8 protein-coding genes are annotated in these 11,678 nt (G+C 59.8%); 3 read left to right on the top strand and 5 right to left on the bottom strand.

Features of this window, described 5'->3' with window-relative positions; genetic code table 11:
- The first annotated feature begins 524 nt into the window (after positions 1 to 524).
- Complete coding sequence (locus ACIQCS_RS12975; protein WP_401531054.1) at positions 525 to 731, top strand: hypothetical protein; 207 nt, start codon at positions 525 to 527, stop codon at positions 729 to 731.
- A 219-nt stretch (positions 732 to 950) separates the two neighbouring features.
- Here ACIQCS_RS12975 and ACIQCS_RS12970 read toward each other — a convergent pair whose 3' ends face one another.
- From ACIQCS_RS12970 to metC, 3 genes are read right to left on the bottom strand one after another with little or no spacing between them, the layout of a single operon-like run.
- Positions 951 to 2,312, bottom strand: coding sequence for an APC family permease (locus ACIQCS_RS12970; protein WP_286772094.1), 1,362 nt, complete (start codon positions 2,310 to 2,312; stop codon positions 951 to 953).
- Positions 2,309 to 3,517, bottom strand: coding sequence for a pyridoxal-phosphate dependent enzyme (locus ACIQCS_RS12965; protein WP_286772093.1), 1,209 nt, complete (start codon positions 3,515 to 3,517; stop codon positions 2,309 to 2,311). Before ACIQCS_RS12965 ends, ACIQCS_RS12970 begins: the two co-directional genes overlap by 4 nt.
- A 49-nt stretch (positions 3,518 to 3,566) precedes the next feature.
- Positions 3,567 to 4,793, bottom strand: a complete 1,227-nt coding sequence (gene metC, locus ACIQCS_RS12960) for a cystathionine beta-lyase (RefSeq protein WP_286772092.1) — start codon at positions 4,791 to 4,793, stop codon at positions 3,567 to 3,569.
- Positions 4,794 to 5,028: 235 nt separating this feature from the next.
- Between metC and ACIQCS_RS12955 the strand changes: the two genes are divergently transcribed.
- Positions 5,029 to 5,943: a LysR family transcriptional regulator gene (locus ACIQCS_RS12955; protein WP_401531049.1), complete on the top strand. Its 915-nt coding sequence runs from the start codon at positions 5,029 to 5,031 to the stop codon at positions 5,941 to 5,943.
- On the opposite strand, the gene ACIQCS_RS12950 is transcribed toward ACIQCS_RS12955, so the two are convergent.
- Positions 5,940 to 8,258, bottom strand: a complete 2,319-nt coding sequence (locus ACIQCS_RS12950) for a TonB-dependent receptor plug domain-containing protein (RefSeq protein ID WP_401531046.1) — start codon at positions 8,256 to 8,258, stop codon at positions 5,940 to 5,942. The genes ACIQCS_RS12955 and ACIQCS_RS12950 overlap by 4 nt on opposite strands.
- A gap of 1,120 nt (positions 8,259 to 9,378) precedes the next feature.
- On the opposite strand from ACIQCS_RS12950, the gene ACIQCS_RS12945 reads away from it, so the two are divergent.
- Positions 9,379 to 10,104, top strand: coding sequence for a bifunctional 2-polyprenyl-6-hydroxyphenol methylase/3-demethylubiquinol 3-O-methyltransferase UbiG (locus ACIQCS_RS12945; RefSeq protein ID WP_286772088.1), 726 nt, complete (start codon positions 9,379 to 9,381; stop codon positions 10,102 to 10,104).
- Positions 10,105 to 10,731: 627 nt separating this feature from the next.
- On the opposite strand, the gene fliE is transcribed toward ACIQCS_RS12945, so the two are convergent.
- Entirely contained in the window at positions 10,732 to 11,085 is a 354-nt protein-coding gene (gene fliE / locus ACIQCS_RS12940; protein WP_286772087.1) for a flagellar hook-basal body complex protein FliE, read from the bottom strand.
- Positions 11,086 to 11,678 lie beyond the last annotated feature (593 nt).

Here is an 11,678-nt window from a genome sequence, read left to right as displayed (position 1 = left end):
ATAGCCGCTCAAGGTAGAGTTCGGCCAATCGGTCGTGCGCGGCGACGACTTTCGGCTTGGTTGCATGCTCGGCAAGCTCGAGTTCCTGCTCAGCCCTCCGTTCGTAATAATCCGAGTCGCAGCGTGTCACGGTCGACCTCGTTCGTCGTGGTCCCCTGCTAGTGGATACGCGGCCAGCGCTTCTATCCCTCAAAAAAAACGGTCGCGCTCAAATTTTAGCCAGTGCCGCCCCCGATTGCGGGTTATGCGAACCGGATACGGATGGCCCCTCAGCGCGTCACGCCCTTCGCCCGTTTGGCCAGCTGTCTCTGCATGGGCAGGTTGCCCATTCTTGCATCAATTGCCGTCTGAAGACAGATCGCGCAAAGGTTTACGCCGTGACCATATCGTCGTCCGTCGATGCTGGCTTCCGATACGAAAAGCTGAGGGCCGGCCCCCGGGGATACGTAGCTTCTTTAGAGGACCCTATGAGCGAGCATTTGGTTGGAGAATCGAGGCTTGGTTGGCGAGGAAGGAGAAGGAAGATGACCTCGAAACGAGTGGGGGCGATTTTGATCCCCCTTGTCGTCATAAGTCTGGCGGGCTGCAACAGGCCCGAACCGTATTCGGATATTTCCGATGACCAGCTCAATCACTATGTTGGCATCGAGACACATGACCACCCTGTCGATAATGCCACGGCACCAACCAATAATGGTTCGGTACAGGCGCCTGGGAAGGATCCGCCGTGAAATTCGCGTTGCCGTTCGCCGTGTCGAACAGTACGGGTACAAGAACCTGCAAGTGGTTTTACAGAGACGCTAAAACCGCGACGCAGCCGAAATCGACAAAATGCTTGGTTCCGAGCATGTGATGCGGCACGGCGTTCGACCTTTCACCCGATTTTCTCATCGAACCTGGAAGCGCGCCCGCCGCTCATGCGGATGGGCAAGCGTCACCGGCGGCCTTTGTCAGCGGCCCTTATCAATTGTCCGCTCGCCTCGTCTGGGAATCTCGGTGGACTCGAAGGAAGTGGCCGCGACACCTCGTTTTCGCGTACACAACCAATAACCGACGCTTCCCGCAACGACGACGCAGCCGGCGATCGCAAAATTCTCCATCGTAGATTGGCTCAGCAGCCAGAGGATGAGGAGCAACGCGACGGCAGGGATCGCAAGACGTCCTGGTAGTTTGAACTGTCCTGGTTCCGCCGGAAGCGTCCGTTGGATGATTGGCAACGAGACGATGCATAGCGCATAGGTCAGCAGGCGAACAAAGGTGCTGAGCGTCGCGAGCCACACGAATTGCTGTCCCACCGCCATTGCAATGCTTAGAACGCCGCAGAACAGAATGGAATTCACCGGCACGCGCGTCCGCACGTTCACCGTGCCAAACCAGCCAGGCAGCGTGCCGTCACGCGACAGTGCGTAGGTCAGTCGGGGCGCGGTGAGCAAGGACGTCAGACTGCCGCCGCCGATCGAGAACACGACTCCCAAGCCGAGCGCGAGCGCGCCGGTAGGGCCCATAAGGCGGCGGGCAAGTTCGATGAGAGGCGCGTTGCTGCCGCCAAGGTCTGGACCCACCGAAACCGCGACAAGCTGGATAAGGGCGTAGCAGACGGCGATGGCAAGAACAGTGGTGACGAGCGTTCGCGGGATGGCGGAGCGCGCGTCTCGGGTTTCACCGGCATTGATCAGGCTGAATTCGAATCCGATGAAAGCGTATAACAGGACGAGCATCGTCCGTCCGATGGCTTCCGGCGGCAAAACATTCGCGCTCGTCACTAAGCCCCATTCGACGGCTGGAAAGCCGACCAGAATCAGCAGCAGGAGCGGCGCGAGCTTGAGGATACTGATCAAATAGAGCGCAGCCATTCCCGCGCGGACACCAATCGCGTTCAAGATCGTCGCAAGCGTAATGTAGCCCGCGATCGCGATCATTCGCGGCAGCCCGGACGATAGAGGGCTCCAGATCGGTGCCGCGTAACTGACGATCAGATTGGCGCTTGCGGCGATCGCGGCGACCCGGCTGATATAGATGAGCAGCCCGGTCTGGAACCCGATAAAGCGCCCAAAGGCATGCGATGTATAGACGATTGGGCCCCCGGTCGTCTCGAAGAAGCTCGCGGTCCGCGCGAGGGTGAGCGCTACGGACAAGATGAGTACGCCGCAGAGCAGAAACAGCCAGGGGCTAAAATATCCAGCCTGCGCGATTGCCACCGCAGGTAGCGCGAAGATGCCTGACCCGATCACGCCGTTCATCGCGATCGTGGCCACGCCGACCCGGCCGATCTCGCGGCGCAGGAGCGAGTCGGGCGCCGATGGCCGGCTCATGCCACGCTCGCCGCGTCCGGCAGATCCTTATAGCCGTTGGAGGTGGCTATCAGAACGACTGCGTCATTACGCGCGATCTCTCCTTTTTGCAGCAGGATCTCTAGCGCCGTGAGCGTTGCCGCAGAGGACAGCTCCGCATAACATCCGTGGCGTGCCAGGCGGCTCTGGTCGCGGACGACGGCGGTGTCGTCAACGACGACGGCGTTCCCGCCGGTCTGGCGGATCGCCTCCGCGGCCTGATAAGTTACGGTAGATCCGCCGATCGAGAAGAGCGCCGTCGAGCCGGGGAAGGTGCCGGTCTGCGCCGCCCCATTCAGAACCCGGTCGATCCTGGGAAATGGCTCGACCGCGAACAGCCTCGGAAGCGCTTTGATGCGCTCCATAGCTTTTAGTTGCCGAAAACCCTCGTACAATCCCCACAGGAGATCACCCCGGGACGTCGGAACGAGCACCGCATCGATGTTGTCGGGGCCTAGATCCTCGACCAACTCAAAAGCGATGGTTCTCAGTCCATCGACGCCGAAGTGGTTGCTGCCGACGGGCGGGTTGAGATAGTTGGTGGCGGAAAACCAGCCTTGTTGCTTGACCATTTCGGTGACGAGCCGCCATCGTTCGAGCGAGTCGTCTGCGATAACGAGCTCTGCGCCCGTCAGGGTGATCGCGCGGCGGTGGATCGGCGAGAGCGCAGGGGTTGAGACGATGCAGCATTTGAGGTCAGCGGCGGCGGCATAGAGGGCCAGGGAGGCGCCGCCGTTTCCGCTGGACGCCGCGACGATCTTGGTCGCGCCGATGTCGAGCGCTCGCGTGACGGTGAGGCAGCTTACCCGATCCTTATGCGAACCGCTCGGATTCATCCCCTCGTTTTTGAGATGAATGGCGGCAACGCCCAACGCGTCCGCCAGGCGATTGAAGGGGGTGCAGGGGGTGCCGCCCTCTCCGAGTGAGACCCACGACGAATAGGGCATCCACGCGGCGTAGCGCGCCATACCTTGTACATCCAATGCACCAAGCTTCATTGGAAACTGATGAAACTCGGACCGTATGGCCGCGGGCTGACCTTCGGTGAGGCAGGCGGGGCAGCCCTCGAAATAGTCGGCGAGCGGTAGCTGCGTCCCGCAGCGAATGCATGAAAAGCGGGCGAGCTGGGTGTTCAGCGCATAGCCCTGTTGCGCAGTTGAGACCGGCATTTCTTGTGTCTTGTTCATAACGTCGGATGCTTTCTTGTTTTGGTCAAGCCGAGGCGGGCTGCGCTGCTCAGACTTTTGGTCGGGTCGACCGAAGGCGGGCGAAGGCCTTTTCAAGGTCGCAAATCAAATCCGCACCACGTTCAAGTCCGGCATGCACGCGGATGAGAGCTCCGTCGTCTGGGGCGGAGCAGCTTCGCGTCGGCGCCGGCCACGCCGGCACCATCAGACTTTCGAACCCGCCCCAGCTCGAACCCAATTTGAATAACTCCAGCCCGTTGAACAGAGCGGTCCGCTCGGTCTCGGACATAGGGTCGAGCAGCACACCGAAGAGACCCGAAGCCCCCGCGAAGTCGCGCTTCCAGATCGAATATCCCGGATCGGCGGGAAGCGCGGGATACAACACCTTGCGGACTTCAGGCTGATTCATGAACCAGGCGGCCAGTTCAAGAGCTGTGCGCTGGTGGCGTTCCAGCCTGACATCGAGCGTACGAAGACCGCGGTGCACCAAATAACAATCATCGGGGCTCGCCGAACTGCCCCACCGCGCGGCAGTGTCCTTCAGTCGCTTGTAGACGTCCTCCGTTGCGGCCGTCATGGCGCCGAGCATCACATCGGAATGACCGGACAGATATTTGGTGGCGGCCGCGATTGATATGTCGACGCCGTGTTCGATCGGGCGAAAGAGCAACGGGGTTGCCCAGGTGTTGTCGAGGGCGGTGATGATACCGCCTGCGCGCGCGGCTGCGGTGATCGCCCCGACGTCGACGAGCTCGAATGTTAGCGATCCGGGCGTTTCGAGAAACACCATCCTGGTGTTCGGCCGGATGAATGAAGCGATATCATCACCAACACCAGGCGGAAAATAGCAAACCTCGACGCCATGCTTGGTCAGGACCTCGTCGCAAAACCGACGGGTCGAGCGGTAGACGGTATCGACCACGAGTAGATGGTCACCTGCCCCCAGAAATGCGGAGAGGCTGAGCGAAATCGCAGCCGTCCCAGACGAGGTGAGGACGGTCCGGAAGCCACCCTCCAGCTGCGCGATCGCGCTCCCAAGCGCGTGGCTCGTCTCGGTGCCGTACAGGCCGTAAATGACGCCATCATACAGGTTGCGGTGCCGGTCGATATAATCCTCGACCCGGTCGTAGACGATCGTCGAGGCACGGTGCACCGGTGGGTTAAGGAGGCCCGCCTGCTGCGCCGATCGCGAAGTCGAATGGATGAGCGTTGTCGACTCCGCAAACGAACAGGACAGCTCGTCTTGAGCTCGCGCGTCCAATGGCGAACCGGTCATCACTGTTCGCCTTTGTAAATCGACGCTGGAAGCGGCTGGAAATCGAGTTCACACGCCAAACATAATCTGACCCGAGACTGGGCGTGCAGGCAGAGAGCCGACGCCGCCGGAGAGGCTCCCGAGACGCTGCGCAGGGCGTGCCGCAGGGCATGGCCGATCCGCGGCAAAGTCATATCTTGTCTCCAGGTATGAGGCTGGGGTTATAAGCGGAGGCGATGACCGAGGAGTAAGCCCAATGAATCTGCGCCAGCTTGAAGCGTTCCGGGCTGTCATGCTGTCCGGTTCGGTCACCCAGGCGGCAGCCGCGCTCCACATCTCGCAGCCGGCCGTCAGCAAGCTTTTGGCGGATCTTGAATACCACCTCGGGTTTCCGCTGTTCGTCCGTTCGAAAGGCGTAGCGCTGACGGTAACACCGGAAGCCGACGTCTTCTTCCACGAGGTCGAGCGCAGCTTTGCCGGAATCGCGGTTCTGAAGCGCGCGGCGGCCGACATCCGCAACGCCTCGACCGGGACGCTGCGGATCGCAGCGCTTCCGGCGTTGGCGGTCAGTTTCCTGCCGTCGGTTATCACGACGTTCCGGCGTCGGCATGCCGGCGTCTCGATCCAATTGCAAACCCGCAGCTCGTCGACTGTCAGGCAATGGATCGCCAACCAGCAATTCGACATCGGTCTTGCGACTCCAGCGCGGGAGTTGCCGGGCATCGCGATGGAAAGGTTCCTGCGCTGCCCGGGAGCGTGCGTCCTGCCGCCGGGTCACAGGCTCGCTGAAAAGCAACATATCGAACCCGCCGATCTTGATGGCGAGCGGTTCATCTCGCTGGCGCTGGAAGACCAGACGCGTCACCGTATCGACCGGGTTTTCGAGGATGCCGGCGTCGATCGCGACATGATCATCGAGACCCAATATGCGATGACGATTTGTGCGTTGGTACTGCAAGGGCTGGGTTGCTCCATTCTCAATCCCATCACCGCGGCCGACTATGTCGACCGCGGCCTGGTCGTTCGGCCGTTCAAGCCCGAAATTTTGTTCGACTATATGCTCTTCACGCCAAAGCTGCGGCCGATGTCTCAAGTCGCTCAGGCGTTTATCGCGGTCCTTGAGGAGCATCGGGCGGCATTCCTAGCTACGGGTCGCTTGGATCTCGGCTAGAATTTCGCGGTGCCGCGCACATACCAGAAGCCGCCGTTGAAGCCGGTCGGCGCAAACCGGAGATATTGGATGCCGTTCGCGATTTGCGACTGACGGATCTCCCGGTCGGGGTAATTGTTGAACAGATTCTCCGCTCCGACAGCGAGCCGGAACGTCGATGTGAGCTTGTACGAGAGTTCGAGATCGACGAGCACCTCCGCGCCGCCGGTCTGGTCGGCCGCGGGCGTCGAGCCATAGTCAGTCCATTTGCCATAATAGTTCGCGCGCGCGGTGACGCCAATGCGATCGCCCTCGTAGACGAAAGAGGCATTGCCCTTCCACTTCGGAACAAAGCCTTCGAGATCAAGCAGGCGTTGCCGATCGGCCGCAACGACCGGTGATGCTCGGGTCACCTTCGTGTCGGTGTAGTTGGCGTTTACGCCGAACGTCCCGCGGCCACCGAGCATATTCATGCCGACGGTGAGCACCGCATCAACGCCTTGCGTGCGACTGTCGAACGAGTTGGTGAAGAAACTGACCTGCTGAAACGAACCTCCTCCAGGAATGCCGAGCGCGGCGAGCTGGTCACGCTGCGCCTGCGTCAGGTTGAAGTTGCCCGAAACCGCGATACGGTCCTTCACTTTGATGTTGAAATAGTCGATTGTCAGCGTGACGTTCCGGGCGGGCTTGATCACGACACCGCCCGCAACGTTGAATGAGCGCTCCGGCTTGAGTGGCGTGGCGCCAAAAAACTGGGCCACAGGATTGGCCGGCGCAACGATACCGGCGGTGAGTGGCGCCCCGGTGACCGAGTCGATGTTGGTCTGGACCTGTGACGCATTGGACTGCCCGGGGGTCGGCGCGCGGAAGCCGGTGTTGACCGAACCGCGGACGGCGAACATGCTCGAAAAATCGGCGCGCGCGCTCGCCTTCCACGTAAAGCGACCGCCGAAATCGGTGAAATCCTCGTACCGCCCGGCCAGACCGGCTTGAAACCACTTCGTCAGATTGCCTTCAAGCGATGAGTATACCGCCCAATTGCTGCGCGAGAAGACACCGGCTTGCGCCGGGCTGAAGCCGGGGAAGCCATTCGATCCGACCGGCAGTCCGGTTCGCGCGCCCGTGTCGGGATCGATCACGGATGCGTATGGGCCAACCTGCCAGGACGGGATATCGCCTGCGGTAATCTCGTAGGTTTCGCGTCGATACTCAGCGCCGCCGGCGAGCGTCAGGGGGGCCGCGAGGCCGAGCGCAATGGGATAGGTCAGATCGAGATTGAAGTTGAGCTCGCGCTGCTCGAGCTTGCCCGGCTTGAAGCTTGTGGGCGAACTCAGGCCGAGGGACGGGTTCACGGTATTGGTAATGCGGTAATTGGCCGAGTTGCGCCCGTAAGACGCGCTCACGTCATAGGTGAGCCCGGAACCGACCTCTCCCTTCAGCCCGCCGACCAGGGACGAGTCGGTGATCGTCGCGCCGAAATCGGGCGTAAATCCGCCGGGATAAAGTTGACGGAAGCTGAAACGCGGTCCGCCGCGCGTGTTCGTCAGTGGAATACTCGTCGCGATGAAACTCGTATTCGGGTTGCGATAGAAGAAGGCAGTCGTGCCGCTGCTCCAACTATAGTTGCCGAACGCGTAGAACTTCATGGTATCGGTGAGATCGATGCCCGCGTTCACGAAAAGGCGCGCCGCTTCCGCAGCCGGATTGCCCCAACGTTGGGCGGGCACGGGCACACCCGGTACGCCTGCATCGATCAGCGCCTGCGCGTCAGGACGTTGGATGCCGCGTGAGGTCGGATTGCTGTTCGAATATTCGGCGCTGATATTGACGAACCCGCGTTCGGTGAACGGGAGGCCGACATTGCCTTGCAGGAGGATGTCGCGTCCATCGCCCTTATAATATTGACCATAGCGCGCGATCAGGGTGCCGCCCTCTCGATTGGTGCGCAGCCGGAAATTGAGTACGCCCGCGATTGCGTCGGAGCCATAGAGCGCCGAGGCTCCATCGCGCAGCACTTCGAGCTGGCCAATTGCGATCGACGGAATGGCACTAAGGTCCGGTCCTTGCGAACCGCGGATGTAGGGTATGTTGGTGAACTGGACGGTCGCGCCCCTGTGGAAGCGCTTGCCGTTGATCAGAACCAGCGTCTGGTCGGGCGGAAGTCCGCGTAGCGAGAAGGGGCGCGTGAACACCGCGCCATCGTTGCTGACGAACCGCTGAATGTTGAGCGAAGGTATTTCGGCGCGGAGGACATCGTTAAGATCGGCGCTGCCCTGCTGGGTGAGCCGGTCGCCGGAAATGATGTCGATCGGCAGGGGCGCATCGGCCGCGGTCAAGTCGGCGCGGCGAGTGCCAGTAACGACAATCTCGCCTTGGCCAGGTGTGGCTGAAGTCGAACCTGGTGGAGCTGAATCCGCAACCTGTGATCGAGCGGGCTGCGCGTATAGAGCGATCGCAATTACTCCCACCGCAGCGCTTGAACTAAGCCTCAACATGGCACCCCCTCCGCTTGTTTGCTTTGATCACGGCCGAATAGGACTCGGGGCGGGAAGCGGCCACCAAATATCACGAGACATGCTGATTCCGTTTGACGTAATCAAGAAAGGTTATAGCTTTTCGGGCATTCATCACAAGGATGCGACGCTTTGACGCCGACATAATGGCCATATCATCTTCGTGGGGGTATTTCCTGACAATCGCTATCCGACCGGAAAATCGCCGAACGATCAGGCGCCTCCCACATCGAACTGCGCGATCATCTCAGAATCCGCGCAATTGGGGCCTGAGGCGGTTGTGGCTGGCATAATGCAGCAGGGTTAATCTGGACTCGCTCAGCGGACGTCGAATGTTATGCGTGAGGGATTTTGGGTCGAGCCACGTATTAGGTTTGTAGGCTCCACGAACGCCGCGCCTGGCTGCGCGGGGCTCGCGCCGCCGGAAGTTTTGTGACCCGGGCACATGGGAAGCAAAGTGATCGGTCTGAGGATATATAGGAGGCTATCATGAGAAAACGCAGCATGATTGTGTATTTCGCGACAGTCCCGGGACTATTTTTTGGCATTTGGAGCGTTGCGAATGCCGATCCAGGGCACGGGCGCGATCAGCGCCGGGAGTCGCAGCAGCGTTATTATCCCGGACCAAACAACTCAAGAGTTCCATATCGGACGGGTTATTATCGGGACGGGAATCGGAGGCAGCAATATACTTATCCCTCCGACTGGAGGAAGTACAACCGACCTCAATCATGGTACCGGGGCCATCCCAATTGGCATACCTTCGATCACCCCGACTGGTATCGCGGGGGTTCAAAGCACTAAAGCCGCCGCTTTCACTTCTTAGGGCTGCTCGAGGAAAAGCGTGCGTTGGTCACGACTCAATCTCGCTAAAACGGGCGCGAGCCGTAACCAGCGTGCCTTCACAAACTTGCGAGCCGTCGTTCAGCCGAGATTTCAAACTATGCCAGTCTTCATGAAGCTACGGGATGTCGATTTGTTCCTGCGCAGCGCACGCACCGACGCGAGGATCAAGCGCTTGCAGCCCCGTGTTGGGGCAGCCGCAGCCTTGGAAGCCGTCTACGCTGCAAATCCGGATCCTTGGGCGGCAGCCTCGTCACGCTACCGCTACCAGAGCCGCAAATACGACGAGCTGGGTTCTTTGTTGCCGCCCGGACGCTTCCGGCGCGCCCTTGACCTCGGCTGTGGCCTCGGTCTGATGTCGCGCCGACTCGCTGGCTGTGCAGAAACGGTGTTAGGCATAGATGTTGCTCCGTCCGCCGTGAGGCGAGCGCGTTTACTGCACGCTGACCAGCCGAATATCCGGTTTGAGACGTGTGATCTTCTCACCCTGCCGCCATCATATGCTGGTAGCTTCGATCTCATAGTTGTCGCCGATGTCCTCTACTATTTGTCGCCGACGGACAATGAAACGTTGAAATCTACCGCCATGTACCTCGCAACGCTTTTGACACCCGGCGGCATTTGCATGCTGGTCAATCACTACTTTTTCCGTTTTGACGGGGACTCCCGCCGATCGCGCCGCATCCACGACGCCTTTGCCTGGTCGCCAGGCTTTACGGTGCAAGCTGAACACCGACGGCCTTTCTATCTGGTGACGCTGTTGCAAGGCACAGAGTTAGGAGTTAGCGGACCTGATCAGAGGCGTAGCGATAGAACGCCGGACTGAGGCGGTTGGCCTCGGAATCCGCAGCCTGTCGGCGCGCGACAGTTGACACCGCGAAGCGAGATATCCTGTCTGGCACATTTGAGACCGCGGTCGCGCGGACTTGGTATTCGCGCTTTGCAAGGCCGATCGCCAGAATGCGAACGTCGGTGATGTGCTCCTTCTACAACGCCATGCCACGCCGGCCAGGCACCATGTGATGCCCGTCAAGCGGGACATCCGCATGAGGGAATTGCGGGAAGCGAGTCGACTCGGGTCAGCGAAACATGGGGGGCGGCAGTTCCCCCCGTAAGATGCGAGTGTGGGCGCCCGACGTGTCAATCAGTGCACAACTTGGCGCCGGAATCTAAAGGAGAACAACCATGGAAATGTATATGGGCCTCGATGTATCCGCCAAAGGAACGTCGCTCTCAGTTCGGCGTGGAGGAAAACATATCTGTCAAGGAAAGCGCCCGCCCGATCCGGAAACGATTGGCCGGATGGTCAATACGCAGGTTCTAAGTGCTGGACGGACCGGCTTTGAAGCTAGTCCGTTGTCGGTCAACGTTCGACGGGCTAGTGGGGTGACTGTATGCCACGGCCTCCTTCGAGATACTACTTGTACATTTCCTTCGCTTTGTCAGGTCAGGTCTATACCTGCATGCTCATAATATCTTTGTAAGCCGAAAGCAGCTTGTTACGGAACTGAAGGGTTGCCTCGAAATTGACTGAAGCACGCGCCTGTATCAGCGCGACAGTCGCGATGTCGGTCGTCTCGCCGCGTTCGTATGCTTCGGTGGCCAAATCTTCCTGCTCGAGGTTGGCATTGACCTTCTGGACCGCTGTCTCCAGCGTCGAGGCGAAACTGGGAGTGGGCGTCCCGATGACGCCGCTTGCTGCGGGAGTGGCGCTTTGGCTTCCAAGTACGACATTTCGAAGTGTCGCGTTCCGGTCAAGAACGGCGGCACGCATCGCCATCACACTAGCGACCATGACGTCGCTCATCAGTTAGCCCTTGCCGTTGAAAATAGCACACCGCTCTAACGCTATTCTGTTAAAAATCTGCTAACTATCCGCGGAGCGTGCGAAACGCGGCCTTCGTGCGCAAATATGTTCGACGCAAAATGACGATTTCTAGGCCGTCTTGCAAAATCTTCCGGCAAAATTCGGCCGACAGTCATTGAAACTGAGCAAACAACATGAATTTTTTTGTATGAGCCACAGGCAGAACGGCATCTTGCCAAGTATCTGAAATTCAACTGAATGATCCGAGCTCGATGAAAGAAAGCTTGCGCGATTCTGAAAGGGGAGGCTACCAATGACGCTGTTGGAGCTGTGGCGCCGGTATGGCACGAGGTGCGGCTGGCGAGCTTCCGCTACCGCGCGTCCCCTCATCTTTTCTCGTTTGACTGTCCTCAAGTGTAGCCGGCGCAGGGGCAAAATCGCGCGAAAGCATATCATCCTCGTACTTGGTGTCAAAGGGCCCCGAACTTTCCGCAGATGTGGGTTCTCCCGCACTTTTGGTGCAGGTGGCGGGGAACGAATCATGAATCTGGTCGATTCAAGCAGGCTCCATAACGAGGGAGCCTTGTCGATCC

The sequence above is a fragment of the Sphingomonas sp. NPDC092440 genome, assembly GCF_044754985.1.
GTDB lineage: Bacteria > Pseudomonadota > Alphaproteobacteria > Sphingomonadales > Sphingomonadaceae > Sphingomonas.
The sequence above is the reverse complement of the archived record's forward strand: the minus strand, read 5'-3'. Positions and strand labels throughout refer to the sequence as shown.

Coding starts and splice junctions, on each gene's coding strand:
- metC (WP_286772092.1), bottom strand. CDS start 4,793: ATGACCGGTTCGCCATTGGACGCGCGAGCTCAAGACGAGCTGTCCTGT.
- ACIQCS_RS12965 (WP_286772093.1), bottom strand. CDS start 3,517: ATGAACAAGACACAAGAAATGCCGGTCTCAACTGCGCAACAGGGCTAT.
- ACIQCS_RS12955 (WP_401531049.1), top strand. CDS start 5,029: ATGAATCTGCGCCAGCTTGAAGCGTTCCGGGCTGTCATGCTGTCCGGT.
- ACIQCS_RS12970 (WP_286772094.1), bottom strand. CDS start 2,312: ATGAGCCGGCCATCGGCGCCCGACTCGCTCCTGCGCCGCGAGATCGGC.
- fliE (WP_286772087.1), bottom strand. CDS start 11,085: ATGAGCGACGTCATGGTCGCTAGTGTGATGGCGATGCGTGCCGCCGTT.
- ACIQCS_RS12945 (WP_286772088.1), top strand. CDS start 9,379: ATGCCAGTCTTCATGAAGCTACGGGATGTCGATTTGTTCCTGCGCAGC.
- ACIQCS_RS12975 (WP_401531054.1), top strand. CDS start 525: ATGACCTCGAAACGAGTGGGGGCGATTTTGATCCCCCTTGTCGTCATA.